The 22,753-nt window shown below is 71.2% G+C and carries 27 protein-coding genes; 11 read left to right on the forward strand and 16 right to left on the reverse strand.

Annotated features, from left to right (window positions below; genetic code table 11):
* Positions 1–293: 293 nt before the first annotated feature.
* Entirely contained in the window at positions 294–728 is a 435-nt protein-coding gene (gene dtd / locus BS80_RS18580; RefSeq protein ID WP_083974890.1) for a D-aminoacyl-tRNA deacylase, read from the forward strand.
* Between the two features lie 9 nt (positions 729–737).
* Here the strand turns inward: dtd and ygfZ are convergent, their stop codons facing one another.
* The 3 genes from ygfZ to BS80_RS18595 all read right to left on the reverse strand — a co-directional run bounded on the left by ygfZ (position 738) and on the right by BS80_RS18595 (position 2,860).
* Entirely contained in the window at positions 738–1,703 is a 966-nt protein-coding gene (gene ygfZ / locus BS80_RS18585) for a CAF17-like 4Fe-4S cluster assembly/insertion protein YgfZ (RefSeq protein ID WP_035798836.1), read from the reverse strand.
* A gap of 31 nt (positions 1,704–1,734) precedes the next feature.
* Entirely contained in the window at positions 1,735–2,184 is a 450-nt protein-coding gene (locus BS80_RS18590) for a Fur family transcriptional regulator (RefSeq protein ID WP_035798839.1), read from the reverse strand.
* A gap of 73 nt (positions 2,185–2,257) precedes the next feature.
* Positions 2,258–2,860 carry an FABP family protein gene (locus BS80_RS18595; RefSeq protein WP_035798842.1) on the reverse strand — a complete coding sequence of 201 codons (603 nt, stop codon included), beginning with the start codon at positions 2,858–2,860 and terminating at the stop codon, positions 2,258–2,260.
* A 360-nt stretch (positions 2,861–3,220) separates the two neighbouring features.
* On the opposite strand from BS80_RS18595, the gene BS80_RS18600 reads away from it, so the two are divergent.
* Entirely contained in the window at positions 3,221–3,583 is a 363-nt protein-coding gene (locus BS80_RS18600) for a DsrE family protein (protein ID WP_035801823.1), read from the forward strand.
* 20 nt (positions 3,584–3,603) lie between these two features.
* Here the strand turns inward: BS80_RS18600 and BS80_RS18605 are convergent, their stop codons facing one another.
* The 6 genes from BS80_RS18605 to BS80_RS18625 form a co-directional block, all read right to left on the reverse strand.
* Complete coding sequence (locus tag BS80_RS18605) at positions 3,604–3,864, reverse strand: DUF3099 domain-containing protein (RefSeq protein ID WP_035798844.1); 261 nt, start codon at positions 3,862–3,864, stop codon at positions 3,604–3,606.
* An 82-nt stretch (positions 3,865–3,946) separates the two neighbouring features.
* Positions 3,947–4,237, reverse strand: a complete 291-nt coding sequence (locus tag BS80_RS18610) for a DUF1416 domain-containing protein (protein WP_035798846.1) — start codon at positions 4,235–4,237, stop codon at positions 3,947–3,949.
* Between the two features lie 33 nt (positions 4,238–4,270).
* Positions 4,271–5,113, reverse strand: a complete 843-nt coding sequence (locus tag BS80_RS18615; RefSeq protein WP_035798849.1) for a sulfurtransferase — start codon at positions 5,111–5,113, stop codon at positions 4,271–4,273.
* Positions 5,114–5,331: 218 nt separating this feature from the next.
* The gene (locus BS80_RS44105) at positions 5,332–5,412 is read right to left on the reverse strand and encodes an Ms5788A family Cys-rich leader peptide (RefSeq protein WP_370221044.1); all 81 of its coding nucleotides are present in this window, start codon (positions 5,410–5,412) and stop codon (positions 5,332–5,334) included.
* Positions 5,413–5,606: 194 nt separating this feature from the next.
* Positions 5,607–6,296, reverse strand: a complete 690-nt coding sequence (locus tag BS80_RS18620) for an LmeA family phospholipid-binding protein (RefSeq protein ID WP_035798851.1) — start codon at positions 6,294–6,296, stop codon at positions 5,607–5,609.
* A 126-nt stretch (positions 6,297–6,422) separates the two neighbouring features.
* On the reverse strand, positions 6,423–6,737 hold the full coding sequence (locus tag BS80_RS18625) for a MoaD/ThiS family protein (RefSeq protein ID WP_198045557.1): 315 nt from the start codon (positions 6,735–6,737) through the stop codon (positions 6,423–6,425).
* Positions 6,738–7,158: 421 nt separating this feature from the next.
* On the opposite strand from BS80_RS18625, the gene BS80_RS18630 reads away from it, so the two are divergent.
* The 5 genes from BS80_RS18630 to BS80_RS18650 all read left to right on the forward strand — a co-directional run bounded on the left by BS80_RS18630 (position 7,159) and on the right by BS80_RS18650 (position 12,718).
* On the forward strand, positions 7,159–7,893 hold the full coding sequence (locus tag BS80_RS18630; protein ID WP_051966765.1) for a response regulator transcription factor: 735 nt from the start codon (positions 7,159–7,161) through the stop codon (positions 7,891–7,893).
* A 107-nt stretch (positions 7,894–8,000) separates the two neighbouring features.
* Complete coding sequence (locus BS80_RS18635) at positions 8,001–9,044, forward strand: LacI family DNA-binding transcriptional regulator (RefSeq protein ID WP_035798854.1); 1,044 nt, start codon at positions 8,001–8,003, stop codon at positions 9,042–9,044.
* Between the two features lie 105 nt (positions 9,045–9,149).
* Positions 9,150–10,310, forward strand: a complete 1,161-nt coding sequence (locus BS80_RS18640; protein ID WP_035798857.1) for a S1C family serine protease — start codon at positions 9,150–9,152, stop codon at positions 10,308–10,310.
* Between the two features lie 73 nt (positions 10,311–10,383).
* Complete coding sequence (locus BS80_RS18645) at positions 10,384–11,157, forward strand: response regulator transcription factor (protein WP_035798860.1); 774 nt, start codon at positions 10,384–10,386, stop codon at positions 11,155–11,157.
* 4 nt (positions 11,158–11,161) lie between these two features.
* Positions 11,162–12,718, forward strand: coding sequence for a sensor histidine kinase (locus tag BS80_RS18650; protein ID WP_051966766.1), 1,557 nt, complete (start codon positions 11,162–11,164; stop codon positions 12,716–12,718).
* 43 nt (positions 12,719–12,761) lie between these two features.
* On the opposite strand, the gene BS80_RS18655 is transcribed toward BS80_RS18650, so the two are convergent.
* From BS80_RS18655 to BS80_RS18675, 5 genes are all read right to left on the reverse strand, one after another.
* Positions 12,762–14,117, reverse strand: a complete 1,356-nt coding sequence (locus tag BS80_RS18655) for an ATP-binding protein (RefSeq protein ID WP_035798864.1) — start codon at positions 14,115–14,117, stop codon at positions 12,762–12,764.
* A 14-nt stretch (positions 14,118–14,131) separates the two neighbouring features.
* Entirely contained in the window at positions 14,132–15,706 is a 1,575-nt protein-coding gene (locus tag BS80_RS18660) for an SCO6880 family protein (protein WP_035798867.1), read from the reverse strand.
* A 6-nt stretch (positions 15,707–15,712) separates the two neighbouring features.
* On the reverse strand, positions 15,713–17,002 hold the full coding sequence (locus BS80_RS18665; RefSeq protein ID WP_408607391.1) for a hypothetical protein: 1,290 nt from the start codon (positions 17,000–17,002) through the stop codon (positions 15,713–15,715).
* Entirely contained in the window at positions 16,992–17,822 is an 831-nt protein-coding gene (locus BS80_RS18670; protein ID WP_035798870.1) for a hypothetical protein, read from the reverse strand. Before BS80_RS18670 ends, BS80_RS18665 begins: the two co-directional genes overlap by 11 nt.
* Positions 17,823–17,932: 110 nt before the next feature.
* Complete coding sequence (locus tag BS80_RS18675) at positions 17,933–18,244, reverse strand: hypothetical protein (RefSeq protein ID WP_035801837.1); 312 nt, start codon at positions 18,242–18,244, stop codon at positions 17,933–17,935.
* Between the two features lie 399 nt (positions 18,245–18,643).
* On the opposite strand from BS80_RS18675, the gene BS80_RS18680 reads away from it, so the two are divergent.
* Positions 18,644–19,687, forward strand: coding sequence for a C40 family peptidase (locus tag BS80_RS18680; protein ID WP_035801839.1), 1,044 nt, complete (start codon positions 18,644–18,646; stop codon positions 19,685–19,687).
* Positions 19,688–19,899: 212 nt separating this feature from the next.
* On the forward strand, positions 19,900–20,613 hold the full coding sequence (locus BS80_RS18685; protein WP_035798873.1) for a phosphatase PAP2 family protein: 714 nt from the start codon (positions 19,900–19,902) through the stop codon (positions 20,611–20,613).
* A 34-nt stretch (positions 20,614–20,647) separates the two neighbouring features.
* Here BS80_RS18685 and BS80_RS44110 read toward each other — a convergent pair whose 3' ends face one another.
* Complete coding sequence (locus tag BS80_RS44110) at positions 20,648–20,770, reverse strand: hypothetical protein (protein ID WP_269676108.1); 123 nt, start codon at positions 20,768–20,770, stop codon at positions 20,648–20,650.
* 242 nt (positions 20,771–21,012) lie between these two features.
* Between BS80_RS44110 and BS80_RS18690 the strand changes: the two genes are divergently transcribed.
* Together BS80_RS18690 and BS80_RS18695 are read left to right on the forward strand one after the other, a co-directional pair.
* Complete coding sequence (locus BS80_RS18690; protein ID WP_051966767.1) at positions 21,013–21,915, forward strand: hypothetical protein; 903 nt, start codon at positions 21,013–21,015, stop codon at positions 21,913–21,915.
* A 166-nt stretch (positions 21,916–22,081) separates the two neighbouring features.
* On the forward strand, positions 22,082–22,348 hold the full coding sequence (locus BS80_RS18695; protein ID WP_157536373.1) for a hypothetical protein: 267 nt from the start codon (positions 22,082–22,084) through the stop codon (positions 22,346–22,348).
* Between the two features lie 12 nt (positions 22,349–22,360).
* Here the strand turns inward: BS80_RS18695 and BS80_RS18700 are convergent, their stop codons facing one another.
* Complete coding sequence (locus tag BS80_RS18700) at positions 22,361–22,708, reverse strand: metal-sensitive transcriptional regulator (RefSeq protein ID WP_051966768.1); 348 nt, start codon at positions 22,706–22,708, stop codon at positions 22,361–22,363.
* Positions 22,709–22,753: the final 45 nt, after the last annotated feature.

Below are 22,753 nucleotides of genomic sequence, written 5' to 3' on the forward strand. Positions count from 1 at the left end.
GTTCCCCGGCCGGCCCGGCGCCACCCACATGAGCGAGCGCGTCCGGTACGGACGTACGAGCGCTCGAACTCTCGGTCGACCGCTCGCGCCCGCCTCCGGAGCCCGGTGCCGTCCCGAATCGTGCCACCCCCCGGTCGCCGACGGGGCGCAGATGCACCCGAACGGCCCCGTGGCGAACGGGTATGGCTGATATGACCTGGCAGTGGCCGTCACCACCCGGTCCGCCCCGGGGCGGACGGCGCACACCACCGGCGCGTACCGGCCATCGGCGCGCCCCGGGCAGAATGGCCCGCATGCGAGCAGTGGTGCAGCGGGTGAGTGGGGCCGCCGTGACGGTGGCCGGCGAGCAGGTCGGCGCGATCGAGGGGCCTGGGCTGTGCGTCCTGGTCGGGGTGACCCACGGGGACACCGGCGAGAAGGCGGCCCAACTGGCCCGCAAGCTCTGGACGCTGCGGCTCTTCGACGGCGGCGAGGTCGAGCAGTCCTGCTCGGACCTGAACGCACCGCTGCTGGTGATCAGCCAGTTCACGCTCTACGGCGACGCCCGCAAGGGGCGCCGCCCCACCTGGAACGCGGCGGCGCCCGGACCGGTCGCCGAACCGCTGGTCGACGAGGTGGTGGCGCAACTGCGCACGCTCGGCGCCACGGTGGAGACCGGCCGGTTCGGCGCGGACATGAAGGTGTCGCTGGTGAACGACGGGCCGTTCACCGTGCTGCTGGAGGTCTGAGCGGGCCCGCTACTGCGGGACCACCACGTCCTGGTTGGCCGGGACGGTGCCGGCCCGCAGCAGCGCGTCGACCGGGACGTTGCGCTTGACCAGGGCCAGCGCGATCGGGCCGAGCTCGAAGTGCCGGGCCGAGGAGGTCACGAAGCCCAGCGCGCGGGCCTCCGGGCCGTCCGAGGCGAGCCGCACCTCGGTGCCGTGCGGCGGCAGCACCTCCTCGGTGCCGTCCAGGTGCAGGAAGACCAGCCGGCGCGGCGGCTTGCCCAGGTTGTGCACCCGGGCCACCGTCTCCTGGCCGCGGTAGCAGCCCTTCTGCAGGTGGACGGCGGAACGCAGCCAGTCCACCTCGTGCGGGATGGTGCGGTGGTCGGTCTCGAAGCCGAGCCGCGGGCGGTGGCCCTCGATCCGCAGCGCCTCGTACGCCCAGATCCCGGCCGGCGAGCCGAACCCACGGGTGGCCGAGGCGAGTTCGGCGCGGGGCAGGAACAGGTCACGCCCGTACGGGAGTTCGCGCACGGCGGCGGCGCCGTCGGCGGACGCGGTGGAGCCGGAGGCCACATGCACCACCGCGAACTCGTCGGTGGCGTCGGCGATCTCCACCCGGTACATGAACTTCATCCGCTCCAGGTACTCGATCAGAGCCTGCTGCGTGCCCGGCTCCACGTGCGCCCAGGTGGTGGTGCCGTCGTCGACCAGGTAGAGGGCGTGCTCGACGTGCCCGTTCGGGGACAGGATCAGCGCCTCGGTGGCCTGCTGCGGCGGCAGCTCGCTGACGTGCTGGGTCAGCAGCAGGTGCAGCCAGGCCAACCGGTCGGGGCCGGTGAAGGTGATCACGGCGCGGTGCGACAGATCGACGAACGCCCGGCCCGCCGCCAGCTCGCGCTGCTCGCGGAAGAGGTCGCCGTAGTGGGCCGCGACGCCTTCGTCGGCCCCTTCGGCGGGGACGGCACCGGGCAGGGACAGCAGCGGGCTCTTCATGGCAGTCAGCTTACGACGCCCGGCCGGCGGGCTACTCGGGCGGGAGCTTGGCGGTGCAGTCGGCGCAGCGGCCGAAGATCGCGAAGTGCTTGAGGTCGGTGTCGAAGCCGTGCTGGGTGCGCAGGCTGTCGATCAGCGGGGCGGCGATCGCGGTGTCGGTCTCGGTGACCCCGTCGCAGTCCCGGCAGACCAGGTGCAGGTGGGTGTGCCGACCCGCCAGGTGGTAGGTCGGCGCACCGTGGCCGAGGTGGGCGTGCGAGACCAGCCCGAGCTCCTCCAGCAGCTCCAGGGTCCGGTAGACCGTGGAGATGTTGACCCCGCTGGCGGTCAGCCGGACCTGGTTGAGGATCTCGTCCGGCGTGGCGTGGTCGAGCACGTCGACCGCCTCCAGCACCAGCTGTCGCTGCGGGGTGAGCCGGTAGCCACGCTGGCGCAGGTCGGTCTTCCAGTCGGACGACGCGGTCGTCCCGTTGTTCGCCACGATGCTGCCCCTGCTCGGATAGAGGTCCCGGGGGTCCAGTGTAGGGATCAGCGGCGACCGGACGGCCGGGCGATCAGCGGAAGAAGGCGATGCCGTCGTCCGGCAGGTCGTTGATGTCCTTGATCAACTGAGCCGGGCTGAGCACCTTCTTGAGCTGCGCGGACATGTACGGCCGCAGCGGCACCTCGGGGGCGGCCTTCTCGCCGACCCAGAGCAGTTCCTCGTTGACGAAGCCGAACAGCCGCTTGCCGCCGCTGTACGGGGCCGAGCCCTCGATCCGGGCGACCGCGTCGGTGGTCACGTTGATCTGCGGCTTGCCGTCGGCGAGTTCGCCGTACCAGATCTCCACGGTGCCGTCGTCGCGCACGGAGGAGATCTCCACGCCACGCGCGCCGCTGGTGCCCCGCTGGTTGCTGGTGACGCGCCAGAACGCGTGCTCGTTCTCCAGCGGGCGGATCTTCTCGCCCTCGTCGTCCAGCACCCAGGTCCGTGAGCGGAACTCCAGGAACGGCCGGCCGTCGTGCCGGAACACGACCTCCTGGCCGAAGTTGCACTTCTCGGTGTCCGGGCCCCCTTCGACCGGCAGCGGGGCGTAAACCCCGGCGCCCTCCCAGGTGCCGAGAAGGAAGGCCAGCGAAACGACGTCCGGGTGGAGGTCAGAAGGAATCTCGATCATGATCCTGGTCGCAGTCGGGGGCGGGGGGCGTGCCGGCTCAGCCGTACGTGGTCCAACCGTACGGGAGAGGTCAGCGCTGGCCCTGGTAGAGCTTCATCACGGAGAAGATGGCGAACCAGGTGATCAGGACGGCCATCAGGGCCAGCAGGCCGTCGTAGAAGAGTTCGAGGCCACTCACGGTGCGCTCCCGGTATGTCGATAGCGGACGGATACGACGGCGCGAGTCTATCCGGCGCCGATCGGCGACTCGCGGTGAGGCCCGCCCTACGCCCGGCCGACCAGCCGTTTGCCGGTCGGCGAGGTCGGGAGGGACGGCCGGAAGGGGCCGCCGCACGGCGCGCGCCCTCTATGCTCGGCGGTGTGTCGAAGAAGCTGGTCATCAAGGTCACTGCCGGAGCCGACGCGCCCGAGCGGTGCTCGCAGGCGTTCACGGTGGCGGCCATCGCGGTCGCCAGCGGGGTCGAGGTCTCGCTCTGGCTGACCGGGGAGTCGTCCTGGTTCGCGCTGCCGGGCCGCGCGGCGCAGTTCGAGCTGCCGCACGCCGCGCCGCTGCCCGACCTGCTGGACTCGGTGCTGGCGGCCGGCACGGTCACGCTCTGCACGCAGTGCGCGGTGCGGCGCGGGATCGGGCAGTCGGACACCCTGGACGGTGTCCGCATCGCGGGCGCCCAGGTCTTCCTGAGTGAGATCATGGCCGACGACGTGCAGGCGCTCGTCTACTGATCCGCGCCGCCGCCGCGCCGCTACCGGTCGGGCTTGTCGCGGTCGTGCCCCGGGTCGTCCCAGTCGGGGTCGTCCCAGCGCGGGTCGTTCCACCAGTCGTCCTGCGGGTCGCGCTTGTTGGCGAAGATCGCCGCCAGCGGCGGGATGACCATCGCGACCAGGCACATGCCGATCGCCGCCGGGACCGAGAAGAACCGCACGACTCCCCAGGCCAGGACGAAGAGGCCGATGCACCCGGCCATCATGGCGAAGTAGTACACATGTCGGCGGTTGCGCTGCACACCACCACGGTACGGCTGAGAGCCCCCGCCGTGGCAGGGGCTCTCAGCCGGTCGTTCAGCGGGTCGTCACCGACCCGTCGCCTCAGACCGCGATCGGGACCTCGGTCTGGGCGCCCTGCGAGGCGACCACGACACGGTCCACGGTCGCACCGGGCACCAGCGCGCGCACCGTCCACTTGCCCGGGGCCGCGAAGAAGCGGAACTGCCCGGTGGACGAGGTGGGCACCTCGGCGGTGAACTCGCCGCCCGCGTCGAGCAACCGGACGTAGCCGTTGACCGGCTCACCGTCTCGGGTGACCGAACCCTGAATGATCGTCTCGTTCGCCACGTCTACTCCTGCCAGGTCCGGGCCGCCGGCCTTCGCACCACACATGTCGGTCTCCTTCTTACGGGTACTGCGCGGTGCTCAGTTGCTGCCGAGCTCGATCGGCACGCCCACCAGGCTGCCGTACTCGGTCCACGAACCGTCGTAGTTCTTGACGTTCTGCTGGCCGAGCAGCTGGTGCAGCACGAACCAGGTGAGCGCGGAGCGCTCGCCGATGCGGCAGTAGGCGATGGTGTCCTGCGCGAGGTCGACGCCCTCGGCCTGGTAGAGGGCGGTGAGCTCCTCGTTCGACTTGAAGGTGCCGTCGTCGTTGGCGTTCTTCGACCACGGGATGTTGCGGGCGCTCGGGACGTGGCCCGGACGCTGCGACTGCTCCTGCGGGAGGTGGGCCGGGGCGAGCAGGCGGCCGGAGAACTCGTCGGGCGAACGGACGTCGACCAGGTTCTTGCTGCCGATCGCGGCGAGGACGTCGTCGCGGAAGGCGCGCAGCGAGGTGTTCTGCTCCTGCGCCTTGTACTCGGTGGCGGCGCGGGCCGGGACCTCGGCGCCGTCGACCAGGTCGCGGGAGTCCAGCTCCCACTTCTTGCGGCCGCCGTCGAGCAGGCGCACGTCGCCGTGGCCGTACAGCTTGAAGTACCAGAAGGCGTACGAGGCGAACCAGTTGTTGTTGCCGCCGTAGAGCACCACGGTGTCGTCGTTGGCGATGCCCTTGGCGCTCAGCAGCGCCTCGAAGCCGGCCTGGTCGACGAAGTCGCGGCGGACCGGGTCCTGGAGGTCCTTCTTCCAGTCGATCCGGACCGCGTTGCGGATGTGGTTCTTGTCGTAGGCGGCGGTGTCCTCGTCGACCTCGACGACGACGACCTTCGGGTCGTCCAGGTGCGCCTGGACCCAGTCGGCGTCAACCAGGACGTCACTGCGGCTCATGAGATGTGTCTCCATCCGGGGGCGGTGTGCGGAGGTGGTGCCCGGCGCGGTCCGATCTTCCGTGCAGCTTGTCCGAATATATGTCCGGATGCTGAGACGGGGCGGGAACAGGTGCCGACGGGCGGGAGTCCTTGGGGGTGGCCGAAGGCGGGAAATGCCTGTTCAGGCCTACGAGCGGGCGAGGCGGCGGATCAAATACTGCCGGACCGAGCCGCCGATCAACGCTTTCGACACAGGCAGGCAGCCACGCGGCAGAGGTCTACCGCCCGCCGCTTTGTGAGGTCCGCCTGTCGCTTCATGCCGATGATGCTAGGGACCGGAGAGCGTCCCTGTCATCAGAGTGTCGAATACTGAGACGAATATGTTCGAGGAGTGGGATTTCACCCCCCTTCGCCCGGCCGGGCGGGCGAAAACACCACCGCCCCGCGGGGCCCGCCGAGCGGCGGGTCTCACGGGGCGGGATGCCGTGCGGGGGCCGGGCCTGCCCGGGAGGTCAGCCGGCCAGCTGCAGCGAACTGCCCTGGAAGGCCAGCACGAGGCCGTCCGGCTCCGGGGTGACCTGGCTCAGGGTGAGTCCGACCGGCATGTCCTGCAGCGTGAAGCTCTTCGAGCCGATCGCCGTGGAGACCATCGAGCTGACGCCCGGCAGCAGCCCCACGCCCGGGACGTCGCCCACGCTGTCCACCAGCACCCGGTTGCCGTCCGTGCGCAGCTTGACCGTCGTGCCGACCTTCTGGCCCAGCACCTGGACGGAGACCTTGAGCAGGCCGGGCCCGCCGTAGCCGAGGGTGGTGCGGGAGTCCAGGCCGAGCAGGCTCTCGACGTTGGCATACGGCAGCCGACCGGAGCCGGTGCCCGAGTCGACGGTGGCCGACTTGTAGTCACCGCTGACCCGAACACCCCTCAGTTTGGCGGCGAAGGAGTCCAGTTGGACGGTCTGTCCGCCGCCGGAGAGCTGCACGCTGTTCGCCGAGAGCCGCACGCTGTCGAACTTCTTGTCCAGCGCCTGGGTGAGGAAGGGGAACCCGTCGATCGTCACCGAGGGGCGGCCGCTGATGCCCTGTCGGTTCGCCAACTGGTCCGCGGCCTTGCTCTGCGCCGTCGAGAGGGCGATCCGGTCGGCCCCGACCAGCAGGCCGGCCAGGACCACGACACCGATCAACACCTTGATCAAGGTCCGCATCGAAAAAGTCTCCCCGTCCGTGGTTGCCGTACCAGTCGGTACGACGATCTGTCCGGGGCCATGGTTCCGTACCCGGACCGGCCCCGCGGCTCCCCCCGGCCCGCCGCGCGGCTCCGATCCGGCCGGTCAGCCCCCGGCGAACGGGGGCAGCACCTCGATGACGCCGCCCTCCGTGAGCGCCACCGCGGCGCGGTCACGGCCGCCCACGGGCTCGCTGTCCACCAGGAACGAGCAGATGCCCAGCACCTGGACGAAGCGCGGCCGGTCCGCGTGCAGCTCGCGGGCGTGCTGCAACGCCTCGGCCAGGGTGGCCGCCCGGTACGGCTCCTCGGCGATGCCGGCCTCCGCCTTGGCGGCGGCCCAGTAGCGGATCGTGCCGGTCACCACGCCGGGGGTACCTCCGGGCCGGAGGCTGGGGGAGGGTTCGGTGGTCGCGGTCATGGCGGCCCCATTCTCGAAAGGTGTACACGGACAGTGCCGGTCGGTGCCGTGACCCATGATGGCTCGCACCCCCCACAAGGCGGGAACTTCGCAGGCCACAGGGGTCGGCGCCGGGGCGTACGGCGCGGGACGCGACCGGGATCACGTCCCGCGTCCCCTCCCCGGACCAGGCGTGTTCGGCTATTCTCATGGCGTAAGGGATCCGGGCAGAGTCGCCCCCGGGTCCTTTTGTGCTTTCAGGACACCGGATGCGTGTGCCTTGCGAGTGGTAGCCAAGAAGAGCGGACGGTGCGCGGATGAGCAGGCCAGCAGGGGTGCGGCAGGGGTCGGACGACCCGTGCGGCACGTCCCGCGCGGCAGGGCCCGCCGACCGGACCTCCGCTGTCATGCGACCGCGACCCGGAAAGGGGACGACCCGGGTATGAGTTCTCTCCTCCTGCTCACCAACGCACTGCAACCGTCGGCGGAGGTGCTGCCGGCCCTCGGCCTGCTGCTGCACCAGGTACGGGTGGCCCCGGCCGAGGGATCGGCCCTCGTCGACACCCCCAGCGCCGACGTGATACTCGTCGACGGGCGGCGCGACCTGCCGCAGATCCGCAGCCTCTGCCAGCTGCTGCGCTCCACCGGCATCAGCTCGCCGATGATCCTGGTGGTCACCGAGGGCGGCCTGGCCGCCGTCACCGCCGAGTGGGGCGTCGACGACGTCCTGCTGGACACCGCCGGACCGGCCGAGGTCGAGGCCCGGCTGCGGCTGGCGACGGGCCGCCAGCAGCAGGCGGCCAACGACGACAGTCCGACCGAGATCCGCAACGGCGACCTCCTGGTGGACGAGGCGACGTACTCCGCCAAGCTCAAGGGGCGGGTGCTCGACCTCACCTTCAAGGAGTTCGAGCTGATCAAGTACCTCGCGCAGCACCCGGGCCGGGTCTTCACCCGGGCCCAGCTGCTCCAGGAGGTCTGGGGCTACGACTACTTCGGCGGCACCCGGACGGTCGACGTGCACGTGCGACGGCTGCGGGCCAAGCTCGGGGTCGAACACGAGCAGCTGATCGGGACGGTCCGCAACGTCGGCTACCGCTTCGTGACGCCCTCGCACGGCGACAAGGCCGAGCGCGCCGGCGTGGAGCAGCCGGTCGCCGGCCTGCACGAGGGCTGAGCCGGACCGGGCGCGGCGGGCCGGTCCCCGTCCCGCCCGGGACAGCGACCAGGGCGACCGGCGGACCGGCCGCCCTGGGACTGGACAAACACGCGTAGACTCCGTGCGTGGCCAAGGTGACGCGCGATGATGTAGCCCGACTGGCTGGGACCTCGACCGCGGTCGTCAGCTATGTCATCAACGACGGTCCGCGCCCGGTGGCGCCCGCGACCAAGGAGAAGGTGCTCGCCGCGATCGAGCAGCTCGGCTACCGGCCGAACAGCGTCGCGCAGGCGATGGCCTCCCGCCGGACCAACCTGATCGGCATGATCGTGCCGGACGCCCGGCAGCCGTTCTTCGCCGAGATGGCACACGCGGTCGAACGGGCCGCCTCGGACCGCGGCAAGCTGGTCCTGATCGGCAACTCGGACTACGTCGACGACCGCGAACTGCACTACATCCGGGCCTTCCTCGGCATGCGGGTCTCCGGTCTGATCCTGGTCAGCCAGGGCGCCCCGCAGCGCGCGGCGAAGGAGTTCGCCGCGATGGAGGGCGCCAAGGTGGTGCTGCTGCACCGCCGGCCCGAGGCCATCGACGACGTCTCGGTGGTGACCGACGACGTCGGCGGCGCCGAACTCGCCGTCCGTCACCTGCTGGAGGTGCACGGGCACCCGTACGTGGTCTGCTTCGGCGGCCCGGTGGACTCCCCCGCGCCCGGCGACCCGGTGATCGACCACGTCGAGGGCTGGCAGCGCGCGATGGACGCCCACGGGCTGCCCACCGAGCAATACCTGATCGACGCGCCGTTCCACCGCTACGGCGCCTACGAGGTCGCGGTCAAGCTGCTGCGCTCGCCGAATCGGCCGCCGGCCATCTTCTGCTCCACCGACGACCAGGCGATCGGCCTGCTGCGGGCCGCCCGCGAGGTCGGCATCCGGGTCCCCGAGGACCTCGCGGTGGCGGGCTTCGACGACGTGCCGGAGGCCGCGCTGGCCGACCCGCCGCTGACCACGGTCGCCAGCGAGCGCGAGGCGATGGCCCGGGCGGCCGTCGACCTGGTGCTGGACGACTCGTTGATGGTGCCCGGTTCGGACACCGAGCGGGTCCGCCGGTTCCCCTCGCGGCTGGTCGTGCGACGCTCCTGCGGCTGCGGCGAGAGCACCACCGGGTAAGCGGTGCCGCAGAGTAACGGGTCTTTATGAGAAGTCAACAGGCTTCTCTGCCCGTTCTGACTCGGCTCTCATGAGATCTTCACCCAGCGGGCGGACGTTAGGTCCATGAGCGACCAGCACCGCAGTTCCGCAGATGAGTCGGGGCAGCCCCTCCCGCCGAAGCCGGCCGAGGCGCCCACCGCTCACGTCCACGAAGACCTCTCCGCGCCGAACGCGTCCTACCCGGCGGCCGGTCCGCACGAGCCGTACTCCGGCTACGCCGAGCACGCCGAACACGCCACGCCGGCGTGGGGCGAACTCCCGGTCGGCGGACCCGTCGAGCAGCCCGTCCCCAGCCACGCCAAGCGGACCCGCAACGGGTACCTGCGCGGCCGCCTCGCCCTGGTCACCGCGGTCGCGGCGATCGCCGCCGTCCTCGGCGGCCTGGCCGGCGGCACGATCGCCGGCTCCCAGCACACCACCGCCGCGAGCTCCAGCACCCTCGTGAGCCCGGTGGCCGCCAGGTCCGACGGCACCGCCAACGTCGCGTCGATCGCCGCCGCGGTCTCCCCGAGCGTGGTCCAGATCACCGTGCAGACCAGCGACGCCACCGCCACCGGCACCGGCGTGATCCTCACCCCCGGCGGCCAGATCCTCACCAACTTCCACGTCATCTCCGGCGCGGTCAGCAACGGCGGCACGATCAGCGTCACCTTCCAGAACGGCAACAAGGCCAGCGCCACCGTCACCGGCACCGACAAGGCGCTGGACGTCGCGGTGATCACCGCGAGCGGCGTCAGCGGCCTGCCCACGGCCGCCCTCGGCGACAGCGACGCGATGGCCGTCGGCGACTCGGTGGTCGCCATCGGCAACCCGGACGGCCTCACCGGCACCGTCACCTCGGGCATCATCAGCGCCAAGAACCGCCAGGTCACCGTCCAGGTCGACGAGGGCAGCACGCAGAGCAACGGCGGCTTCGGCTTCCCCAGCTTCCCCGGCTACGGCGGGCGCGGCTCCACCGGCTCCGGGTCCGGCGCAGGGTCCGGCTCCACCGCGACCTACCAGGCCTTCCAGACGGACGCCGCGCTCAACCCCGGCAACTCCGGCGGCCCGCTGATCAACGCCAACGGCCAGGTGATCGGCATCAACTCCGCGATGTACTCCGGCAGCGGCTCCAGCTCCAGCTCCACCAGCAGCCAGGCCGGCAGCGTGGGCCTCGGATTCTCCATCCCGATCAACAGCATCAAGCAGGTGCTGCCCAAGATGCAGGCCGGTCAGACCCTCTGAGTACGCCCGCAACGCCCGTCCACACCGCACAATGGCAAGACCCCTTCCGGACCCAGAGAGGGCCACACCGCCGATGACTCCCCGCGCCGACGACCGCACCCCTGCCGAGCAGCCGGGCTCCCCGGCCCGACTGCTCGTGGTCGACGACGAGCCCGCGCTGCGGGACGCCCTCGAGAGCAGCCTCGCCTTCGAGGGCTACGAGGTCACCACCGCCACCGACGGCTACGAAGCCCTCGACGCCGTCGAGCGCGACCGCCCCGACCTGGTGCTCCTCGACATCATGATGCCGAGGATGGACGGCCTCACCGCCGTCCGCCGGATGCGCTCGCGCGGCGACACCGCCCCGGTGCTGATGCTCACCGCCCGCGACGCGGTCGGGGACCGGGTCACCGGCCTGGACGTCGGCGCCGACGACTACCTGGCCAAGCCCTTCGAGCTGGACGAGCTGCTCGCCCGGGTGCGCGCCCTGCTGCGCCGCAACGCGCTGGCCACCGAGGCCGCCGCCCGGGCCACCGTCACCGAGGACGACTCCGAGGTGCTCGCCTTCGCCGACCTGCGGATGAACACCGCCACCCGCGAGGTGACCCGCGACGGCAAGCCCGTGGAGCTGACCCGCACCGAGTTCATGCTGCTGGAGATGTTCCTGGCGCACCCCCGCCAGGTGCTGACCCGGGAACAGATCCTCAAGGCCGTCTGGGGCTTCGACTTCGAGCCCTCCTCCAACTCGCTGGACGTCTACGTGATGTACCTGCGCCGCAAGACCGAGCAGGGCGGCATGCCCCGGCTGATCCAGACGGTCCGCGGTGTCGGCTACGCCCTGCGCGCACCGTCGGGCACGGCGGCCTGAGGCGATGAGCGGCACTGCTCCACACCACCGGGGCCGGCTGTCCCGCTGGTACCACGGCCGCTCGCTGCGCAGCCGGCTGGCCATCCTGGCCTCGCTCGCGGTCGCCGTCGCGATCATGCTGTGCTCGGTGGCCTCCTGGTTCATCGTCCGGACCAACCTCTACGACCTGCAGAAGGCGCAACTCTCCAGCGCGCCGCCGAACCCGCCGCTGCTGAGGATCACCCCGAACATCGCCTGCGGAGCCACCCCGCAGGCGGCCCTGGCCGAACTCAAGGGGGCGAACGCGGAGATCGCCAGCAAGTACCCGGCGCTGCCCAACCCCTCCGAGCGGACCAACCGTTGGGAGACCGAGCTGCTCAGCGGCGACGGCAGCAAGGTCTGCCTGCCGATCGGCGCGACCTCGCTGGGCATCAAGGAGTCGCCCTCCTACCTCGACGCGCTCAGCCTGGAGCCGAACCAGGCGATCTTCCGGGTCGGCAGCTACCTCAACGGTGATCCGGCGATGCTGCGCCTGACGCACTTCCAGTCGCCCGGCGGCAACGACAGCCCGATCCAGAACTACGTCCTGATCACCGCCTCCCCGCTCTCGGGCGTCGACGACTCGCTCCAGCAACTCGCCCTGCTGCTGCTCGGCGTGGTCGCGGTCGGCGCGCTCGGCGCCGGCATCACCGGACGGATCGTGGCCCGCACCGCGCTCAAGCCGGTGCACGAACTCACCGAGGTGGTCGAGCACATCGCCCGCACCGAGGAGGTCGGCACCACCATCCCGGTGCACGGCAGCGACGAGATCGCCCGGCTCTCCAGCTCGTTCAACTCGATGAGCACCGCACTGGCCAACTCCCGGGACCGGCAGACCCGGCTGATCGCCGACGCGGGCCACGAACTGCGCACCCCGCTCACCTCGCTGCGCACCAACGTCGACCTGATGATCCGCAGCGACGACACCGGCCGCCCGCTGCCGCCCGCCACCAAGACCAAGCTGCTCGGCAGCATGAAGGCGCAGATGCAGGAACTCACCCTGCTCATCGGTGATCTGCTGCAACTCTCCCGGCCCGATTCGCCGAAGCCCGGCCAGAACGTGGCCACCGTGGCGTTCCACGAGATCGCCGCGCGGGCGGTCGAGCGCGCCAAGCTGCGCGGCCCCGGGCTGCTCTACCGGGTCGATCTCAACCCCTGGTACGTGCGCGCCGACGCGGCCGCGCTGGAGCGGGCCGTGATGAACCTGCTCGACAACGCCGTGAAGTACAGCCCGCCGGCCGCCCCCATCGACGTGCTGCTGCGGGACGGCATGCTCACCGTCCGGGACCACGGACCGGGTATCCCGACGGACGAGCTCCAGTTCGTCTTCGACCGCTTCTGGCGCTCCCCGTCCTCCCGCCAACTGCCGGGCTCCGGGCTGGGACTGTCGATCGTCGCGCAGACCATCCACGACTCCGACGGCGAGGTCGCCCTCGGGCCGGCCCCGGACGGCGGACCCGGCACGCTGGCCACCGTCCACCTGCCGGGCAGCCGGATCGCGCCGAAGCCGTACCCGTCGGCGCCGCCATCGGCGGAGGACTGAGCCGCGGGCGCCCGAGCGGCTGCGGTGCCGGGCGGGGCGTCGTTCAGACGCCCGGCTCGGCCTCCAACTGCCGCTCGGCACGCACGCGTTCGGCCACCGCCTCCTCGGTCATCGCGCGGTCGGTGTAGACCAGCGGGCGTTCCGCCTCGGTGATGATGTGCTTCACCACCTGGACGTTGCCGTTCACGTCCCAGACCGCGATGCCGGGCGAGAGGGTGGGGATGATCTCCACCGCCCAGCGCGGCAGCCCCAGCACCCGGCCGGTGGCCCGAGCCTCGTCGGCCTTCTGCATGTAGATGGTGCGGGTGGAGGCCATCTTGAGGATCGCCGAGGCCTCCCTGGCCGCCGCGCCGTCCACCACGTCCGAGAGGTGGTGGACCACCGCGACGAAGGACAGGCCCAGCCGGCGGCCGAACTTCAGCAGCCGCTGGAAGAGTTGGGCGACGAACGGGCTGTTGATGATGTGCCAGGCCTCCTCGACCAGGAAGATGCGCTTCCTGCGGTCGGGGCGGATCCAGGTGTGCTCCAGCCAGACGCCGACGATAGCCATCAGAATCGGCATCGCGATCGAGTTGCGGTCGATGTGCGAGAGGTCGAAGACGATCAGCGGCGCATCCAGGTCGATGCCGATGCTGGTGGGACCGTCGAACATGCCCCGCAGGTCGCCGTCGACCAGCCGGTCGAGCACCAACGCCACGTCCAGGCCCCAGGACTGGACGTCCTCGGTGGCGACCCCGAGCGACTCCACCGACGACATGTCGGGCTTGCGCAGCGTGTCGATGATGTCACCGAGGATCGGCTGACGGTCCGTCACGGTGGCCCGGACGTGCGCGTGCGCGGCCTTCAGCGCGAAGCCGGCGCGCTCCTCCAGGCCTCGCCCCATCGCCACCTCGATGATGGTGCGCAGCAGCGAGAGCTGACCGGTGGTGGTGATCGCCGGGTCGAGCGGGTTGAGCTTGACGCCGCCGTCCCTGGCGGCCATCGGGTCCAGCCGGATCGACCTTATGCCCAGCGCGTTGGCGATCAGGTTCCACTCGCCGACGCCGTCCTCGCCCTGCGCGTCCAGCACCACCACCTGGCGGTCGCGGAACCTCAACTGCCGCAGCACATAGGTCTTCTCCAGCGCGGACTTGCCGTTCCCGGACTCGCCGAGCACCAGCCAGTGCGGGGCCGGCAGTTGCTGCCCGTACAGCTGGAAGGGGTCGTAGACGTACCCCTTGCCGCTGTAGACCTCGCGGCCGATGATCACCCCGGAGTCACCCAACCCCGGTGCGGCGGTGGGCAGGTAGACCGCCTGGGCCTGACCGGTCGAGGTACGGACCGGCAGCCGGGAGGTCTCCACCTTGCCGAACATCAGGCTGGTGAAGGAGTCGGTGAGGGAACTGAGCGGAGATGCCATCGGGACCCCTGAGGTCAGCGGCGGATGCCGGTGGCGAACGGAAGGGTGTTGACGAACGCCCGGTGGTGCTCGCGGTCGCACCACTCCAGCTTGAGGTAGCTCTTGCCGGCCGACGCCCGGATGGTCCGCTTGTCGCGGGCCAGCGCCTCGGGGTTGCGGGAGGAGACCGTGATGTAGCCGACCAGGTTCACCCCGGCCGCGCCGGAGGCGAGGTCGTCGCCGCGCTGGTCGACCCGGCCGGTGTGCGCCAGGTCGCGCGGGTCGACCGTCCGGTTCATCTTGGCGGCGCGGCTGGCCTCGGCCTCGTCGTTGGTCTTCTCGGTGAGCATCCGCTCGATGGCCACGTCGGTGGGCTCCAGGTCCATCGTGACGGCCACCGTGCGGATCACGTCCGGGGTGTGCACCAGCAGCGGGGCGAGGAAGTTGACGCCCACCGGGGTGAGCGGCCACTCCTTGACCCAGGCGGTGGCGTGGCACCAGGGCGCGCGGGTCTGCGACTCGCGGGTCTTGGCCTGCAGGTACTGCGGGTGGGTGGCGTCCAGTTCGGCCGGCCAGGCGTTGCGCCGGGACATCGCCTGGATGTGGTCGATCGGGTGGTCCGGGTCGTACATCGAGTGCAGCAGCGAGGAGAGCCGGGCCTGGCCCAGCGGCTGCCGGACCCGGATGTCGGCCTCGGCCAGCCGGGCGCAGATGTCGGTCAGCTCGCGCGCCATCACGGCCGCCAGGCCGTCGTCGTCGCGGGCCCGCTCGCCGGTGGCGGTACGGCCCATCGCGTGCGCCTCGGCGGCCAGTTCGCGGTTGTAGTGCATGCAGGCGACCAGGTAGGCGCGGTGCTGCTCGGAGGAGGTGGAGACCATCGACTGCAACTGGTCGTAGGAGTCCTGCAGCCAGCGCGGCGCGTCGTGGTCACCCCGCCGCTCGACGTCCTTGGCGTGCGCGTCGGGATCGGCCGGCAGGGTGCGGGCCAGGATCTGCAGCCGCGTCACGAAGCCGTCCCCGTTGGCGACGTGCTTCAGCAGCGTGCCGAACCGGTCGACCAGCGCCTCCTGGTCCTCGGAGTCCCGCAGCCCGACACCCGGGCCCTCGATCTCGATCGCCGCGGTGACGGTGCGGCGCTCCAGGTGCATCAGCACGCCGACCTCGTCCGGGCCGAACGGGGCGCTCAGCCAGCGCAGCCGGCCGACCCCCGGAGGCGGGCCGACCTCGATCTCCTGGCCGTCCATCCGGGTCCCGGAGTCCATCGCGGTGGACTGCCAGACCGCGCGGCCGCTGCGCACCGTCCGCCGGTAGGTGCGGTTGATCTCCACCCACTTGTAGAACGTCCGGCGCCGGTACGGGACGTAGACGGCGGCGATCGCCAGCACCGGCAAGCCGATGAGACCGGCGATGCGCAGCGGCAGGACCGGCATCAGCAGACCCCAGAGCATCCCCAGGAAGGCGCCGAAGATGATCAGCACGATCTCCCCGGACTCCCGGTTGCGGCCGATCGGCGCGTTGGGCCTGGCCTTGCCGATCAGATAGGTGCGGCGCTGATGGACGTATCCCTGGGCGTACTGCCCTCCGTACTGTCCGAGCGGTTCGCTGCTCATGGTGCGTCACCCTCCCTTCGCTGGGTTCTGTGCCGCGGGCGCGGCCGGGCTCGCGGGCGGAGCCGGGGAACGGGAGGCGTGCGCGGCGATGCCGGCGGCGGCCGAACCGCTGCTCCCGGCACCACCACCGCCACCGCCGGCGCCGTCCGCACCACCGCGCGAACCGTGCGCGGAGATGCCCTGCTTGACCAGGTTGGCCGGACCGTTGATCATCGCCGAACCGGCCGAGACCGCACTGGCCCGGGCCTGGCGCATGTGCAGCATCTCGTCACCGAAGCCGGGGACGAAGCGGTAGATCGCGCTGCTGGCGAAGATCGACAGGAAGAGGATGGCGAGGCCGGAGAAGACCTTGGAGAAGTCGTCCGAGGCGCCGGCCCCGGAGGCCACCGCACTGGCCAGTCCCAGGATGATCACGATCACCGGCTTCGCCAGGTCCACGGCGGCCATCAGGCCGGCCCAGCGGCGGACGTGCTTCCACAGCTGCTTGTCGACCAGACCGGCATAGACGGCGGTGCCCAGCAGCGCTCCGACGTAGAGCATCGCGGTGCGGATCCACAGCTCGATCCAGAGCACGGCGGCGGCCAGCACCGCCACCAGCGAGACGATGATCAGGATCAGCGGACCGCCGCCGATCGAGCCGTTCTCCAGGGTGTCGGCGAACCCGCCGAGGTAGGTGGTGGTGTCGGACTTGGTCCCGGCCGCGATGGCGGCGGTCAGCCCGTCGGTGGCGCTCACCACGGTGTAGAGGATCAGCGGGGTGAAGGCGGAGGCCACCACGGTCAGCCAGAGGAAGCCGATCGCCTCCGAGAACGCCTGGGTGAGCGGCACACCGCGCACGGCCCGCTTGGTGACCGCGAGCAGCCACAGGACCAGGGTCACCACGGAGGAGGCGGCGAAGACCACCGCGTACTGCTGCAGGAAGGCGGCGTTGGTGAAGTCGACCGTGGTGGTCTTGTCGATGGCCCCGGAGAGGATCCGCACCAGCCACGCGGCGGCCTGCGCGCAGCCCTTGGCCAGCGAGCCGAGCGGATCGGTGACGGAACCCACCGTGGAGGACCCGGGCAGCCCGGAGCCACTGGGCGGCCCCGCGCAGAGAATCCCGCCATCACCCGCCAATGGCAGGTTCGTCGGGCAGGGAGCCGGGGAGGGTGAAGGGCTAGGCCCGGCCGCGAAGGCGCCCTGGGCGGTCAGCAGGGCCGCGAGCTGCACCATCGACATCGCCCACGCCAGGGTGCCGGCGGTGCGCAGGAACGGGCGGGCAGGGCGGGCAGGGCGGTCGGCGCCGTCAGCGGGCATAGCGGAAGCCTCCGAATTGCTGGACGGCACCGGTGATGTCCCCGGCGGTGGCGGCCTGCTGGTCGGCCGGGACCGGGGCAGGTCCGAGCTGGTTGCTGAAGTCGGCGAGCTTCCAGTCGTTGCCGGTCCAGTGCAGGGTGAGCGAGACGGTGTACCAGTAGTCGCTGACCGGCTTGCTGGAGGACGAGCCGGCCAGGCCGCTCAACGCCACGCACCAGACCGACGCGTGGACGGTGTCGGCCGTGTAGCCGTCCGTCTTGGTGCCGACCGGCGTGCTGCGGCTGACGAAGGTGAGTCCGGCGGGGGCCTTGGCCTGGGCGTCCAGCCCGAGGGCGGCCAGGGCGGCCGGGGTGAGGCTCGGGCTGAGGTGGCTCTGCAGGAGGTCGAGGGCGGCCGGGTCGGCGATGGCGGCCAGTATCGTCCGCTGGCTGTCGGCCCGGAACATGTCGGCGCTGCCCAGCGCGACCGCGTAGTTGGCGGCGGCCGACTGGGCGCCCAGCTCGGTGTGCGGGTAGCCGACGCCGATGCCGTTGCTGCTGGCGGTGACGGGCTGGTCGCCGCTGGGCGCGGTGGGCGGCGGGGCGCCGGGCCGTCCCCCGGAGCCGCTCTGGCCGGAGGAGCCCGGTGAGGTGCCGTCGGCGGAGGGGACGCTCTTGCCCCGGTTGGCCACGGAGATGGCGAGGACCAGCAGGGTGACCACCACCAGGACCGCCAGCAGGGTGCGCAGCGGCCTGGCCTGACGGGTGGCCGGATGAGGGGAGGACTGCTCGCCGACCGGCAGCCGCGTACGGGTGTGCGGCTGGTCGTCGGGCAACGGCACGGCGGCCCTCCTGGGACAGGGAGCCGGTGGGGGGCTCCGGGATGACGTTCCGGGGTCGGATCCGGGATGGGGCGGCCAGCTCGGCAGCTGCCGGGCTGACTGTCCGATCGTCAGATGGCCATGCCGTAGACAATGGTGAACAGAGTGCCGAGTGATCCGATGATGAACACGCCGGTCAGCCCTGCGACGATCAGCCCCTTGCCCTGCTCGGCGCTGAAGGTGTCCCGCATCGCCGTGGCGCCGATCCGCTGCTTGGCGGCCCCCCAGACCGCGATGGCCAGGCAGGCCAGGATGGCGACCGCCATGATCACCTCGACCATGATCCTGGCCTCCGACCCGAGGGTGGAGAAAGGCCCCCAATCCGGGGCGATCCCACCGATAATGGTGTTGATATTGCCCTTGGCGGGCGGAGTGTCGGCCAGGTAGCCGTTGGCATAGCCGCTCGCCGTGGTGCTCACACTGCTCACTACGTTGCTCAAGTGCATTCCTGTCTCACCGCCCGATCAGGCAAATTCAAGGCCCCCCACCGGGGTCAAGCGAAGGGCTGGGACCCATTCTTGGCCAGATCTGATGTCGACTTGGCTACTTCTGGTGGATTGGTCGTGAAGCATCCGACCCGTACGCCAGGATGTCCACCGTACGAAGGATAGCTCTCACTCTTTGTATCTCTGATGATTGCGCTGGGCAACGCCTTCCAGCAGACTGCTGGAGGTGTCGACCGATCGACTTGGCGCGTGCGGGGGGCATATGCGTACCGGTGCCACGCCGGGGGCTGCGCCCTTGGGGCACAAGCGCTCTGACACTGCATCGGGATGGTGCTGATGGTACTCCGGAAAGGCTTGACAGCGGCGGCCGCAGCGGGCGCTGTTGCATTCGGCTTCGTCGGTCTGATCGGTGCGGGCACCTACGCCGCGAGCGGTGCGACCCAGTCCGGCGGCGTGGGGCTGGCCACCGGCACGGTCCCGGCCGCCTATCAGGGCCTGATCCAGCAGTGGGGCACCCTGTGCCCCCAGATCTCACCACCGATGCTGGCGGCGCAGCTCTACCAGGAGAGCGGTTTCGATCCGTCAGCCCACAGCGCCGCCAACGCGGAAGGCATCGCCCAGTTTCTCCCGAGCACCTGGGCGACCTACGGCGTCGACGGGAACGGTGACGGCAAGAAGGACATCTGGGATCCGGCCGACGCCATCCCCTCCGCCGCGACCTACGACTGCGCCCTCGCCCGCGACACCGCGAGCGTCCCCGGCAACGCGCAGGCAAACCTGCTGGCGGCCTACAACGCCGGTCCGTATGCCGTGATCAGCGCCCATGGCGTGCCCGCGTACGCCGAGACCCAGGGCTACGTGCGCTCGATCACCGCACTGGCCCAGAGCTTCAGCGCGCCCACCAGCACGGTCGCGGTCTCCCCGCAGGCCTCCGGGGCCATCTACTTCGCCCAGACCAAGCTCGGCACGCCGTACCTCTGGGGCGGCGAGGGACTGGCCTCGCAGGGCGGCCAGTTCGACTGCTCCGGGCTGACCCAGGCCGCGTACGCCTCGGTGGGCATCACGCTCCCCCGGGTCGCCAACGACCAGTGGTACGCCGGGCAGCACCCGTCGAGGGATCAGCTCCGGCCGGGGGACCTGGTGTTCTTCGCCACGGATCTGAGCGACCCGCGCAGCATCCACCACGTCGGCATCTACGTGGGGGGCGGCTACATGATCAACGCGCCGCACACCGGGGCGGTGATCCGCTACGACAAGATCGACCAGAAGGACTACATCGGCGCCACCCGGGTCACCCAGGACGGTGCGGCGGCGCTGCCCGTCCGCAGCGGCGGGAACGGGGCCATCACCGCCGGTTCGGCGCCCGCTACAACGAGCTGACGGCTGATCGGCGGGGTGGCGGTCGGGTCGGCGACGCCCTGACGGAGTGACAGATATGTGCACAATGAGTCAAGTTTCCATAACAGCCGGTTTCCGTGGAACGCTGTGGCTCACCTGCGGCGTTCTGTCCTGCGGCAGTCCCCATGGGCTGCCCCGCGCACCGCGCGGCAGGCGAACGAGCTGATCAGACGGCAGATCCCAGGAGGTACGGCGTGTCGACGCTGTTGGCCGACACCACCAACCCCGATCTGGGCCTGCTCTACACGGTCAACGGCTGGGCCAAGGACTCCCCGCACTGGTTGGACAGCCTGGTCTCCTGGGTCGGCGAGTACGGGATTCTGATCGGCCTGGTCGTGCTCTGCATGGTCGGCTGGCTGCAGGCCCGCCGCCGGCCGAACGCGCCGGTCGCGGTGGCCGGGGTGCTCTGGGCGCCGATCGCGGTCGCGATCGCCGAACTCGCCAACCTCCCGATCGCCTCGATCGTCGACCGGCCGCGGCCCTTCGTGGACCATCCCGGGCTCGACGTCCTGGTGGCGGGCAAGGCCGGCACGCACTCCTTCGTCAGCGACCACTCGACGATGTCGATGGGCATCGCGGTCGGGCTCTTCCTGGTCAACCGCAAGCTCGGCTGGATCGCGAGCGGGCTGGCGCTGTTGCAGGGCTTCTGCCGGATGTTCATGGGCGTGCACTACCCGACCGACGTGCTCGGCGGCTACGCGCTGGCCGCCGCGGTGGTGCTGTTGCTCGCGCCGATCGCGATGGCGGTGCTGGTGCCGCTCTGCCACGCGGTCTCCCGGACGGCGGCGGCGCCGCTGGTGGTCGCGGGTGGCCGGGTCGACGAGGGCCGCCCCGGCGGGCGGCGGCGCCGGGGCGGGTCGGGGGACCGCGCGGCGGAGCGAACGCCGGACTCCGACCTCGCGGCCTGACGGTCGACGGTCGCGGCGGCCCCGGCCGTACCGCTCAGTCCGGGTTCAGCAGATGCCCGGCCGCGTCCCGCCGGGCCAGGTCGCGCGAGCGTCGCGCCGGGGCGAACCAGCTGCACACGCAGACGGCGAAGGCGAAGGATCCGCGCTCGGTGATCATCACCCGATGCTCGGGTTCCTCGTCGGGCGGAAGCGCTGCCGCGTGGTCACCAGCGGCAGGCGGGTCGGACGGCTCCGGGGGCACGTCGTTCACCGTAACGCGCGCCACCCCCGGCGTGCGATGAGCGGTGTGCGCCGGGCAGCTCGTAACTCCCGGGCCGCCACCTCGTTCTCGAATGGACGGCTCCGCCCAGCAGGGGCGGTGGCTGGCCGGGCACCCGGCCCGAGGGGGTGGAGATCACCATGGGGGTTGAGATCACCATGATTCAGTCGCAGCGCCGAAGCGCGCGTTTCCTCGGCTCGGCGGCGGCAACCGCGCTGCTGGCCGCTTCACTCGCCGCCTGTTCAGGCGGCACCGGCAGCTCCGCGGACACCTCGGGAACCCAGAGTGCCGCCGCCGACAAGCTCTCCGACGACGCGCTGACCGCGGTCCGCAACGCCGCGGACGTCACCGGCCGGACCGGTTCCGCGGCCGCCGCCACCCAGCTGACCACCGAGTCCGGGGACAAGAAGGCGTCCTTCACCGGCTCCGGCGGGTACGACTACGAGAAGCGGATCGGCAAGCTGGAGGTCGCCGTGCCGCCGGGCGCCGCGACCACCGGCAAGGTGGTCGAGGTGGTCGAGCCCGGCATCGTCTACCTGCAGAACAGCGGCGCCAAGGTGCCGGCCGGCAAGTGGGTCCGGCTGGACGTCCGCCAGCTCGCCGACGGCAACCTGATCAGCAACGGCGCGACGGACCCGGCGACCGCCGCGGGCGCGCTGCGCGGCGCGCAGCAGGCCCAGGCGGTCGGCGACGAGACGCTGAACGGGGTGGCCGTGAAGCACTTCCGGGGCACCCTGGACCTCGCCAAGGCGGCGGACGCCACCGGCGGCGAAGGCGCGTACGGACTGCGGATGGCCGCCGCGACCTTCACCGTCAAGGAGGTCCCGTTCGACGTCTGGCTGGACCCCCAGGGACGCCTGAACAAGGTGACCGAGGTCTTCACCTTCGCCGGGGTGGCCGGCTCCAAGGACCCCAAGGACCAGGTGAAGGTCACCTCGACGCTGACGCTCGACGCGTTCGGCAAGCCGGTGGACGTGGCCGAGCCGGCCTCCGCCGACGTGTTCCAGATGCAGGACTCCGGCAGTCCGAGTCCGCAGAAGTGACGGCGGCTCAGCGGTCGGCCGCCCAGCGGCGGTCGGCTGCTGTCCAGCCACCCGTTTCGGCGGCAGAGATGGCCCGTCCGTGCCATGTGGCCGGGCTCGGCAGTCCCTAGGCTGGGAGTCGGGTAACTGCCGCCCCGGTGTGCAGGCGCTGAAGGGTTGGTGCAGGGTGTCGTCCTCCACGGACCGAACGGTCGGCCACGACAGCGCCGCCCTCGACGAGATCGACCTCGCCGGGGAGCTGATGATCGCCGCCACCGCCAGCGCCGACGAACGGCTGCCGACCGCCCGGATCGACGAGGTGCTGCTCAGCGGCCCCGAGCCGGAGGGTCCCGTCGGCGAGGCACTCCCCGGGGCCGCCGAAGCGGACCCCGAACCGGACCCCGAACCGGACCCAGAAGCGGCCCCCCACGGCAGCAGCCCCGAAGCCGCCTGACGGCGACGGGCGTCAGGTCCGCAGCAGGCGGCTGATCGCCGCCATCGCCTCGGCGACCTTCTCGTCCATCGTCGGCCCGCCCTCCTCGACGGCGGCCGCGACGCAGTGCTTGATGTGCTCCTCCAGCAGCGCCAGCGCGAACGACTGCAGCGCCTTGGTGCTCGCCGAGACCTGGGTGAGGATGTCGATGCAGTAGACGTCCTCCTCGACCATCCGCTGCAGGCCGCGGGCCTGACCCTCGATCCGGCGCAGGCGTTTGAGGTGGTCGGCCTTGTGCGAGCTGTAGCCGTGCGGTCCCTGCGGTGCCACGGCGGCGGCGGTCTCAGTGGCCTCGGTCGCCTCGGTCGCCTCGGTGCTCATCGGCCTGCCCCGTTCTCGTCCTCGTGCGGCCGATCGCCGCTGGTC

Origin of the sequence: Kitasatospora mediocidica KCTC 9733, assembly GCF_000744225.1 — a bacterium.
Lineage (GTDB): Bacteria > Actinomycetota > Actinomycetes > Streptomycetales > Streptomycetaceae > Kitasatospora > Kitasatospora mediocidica.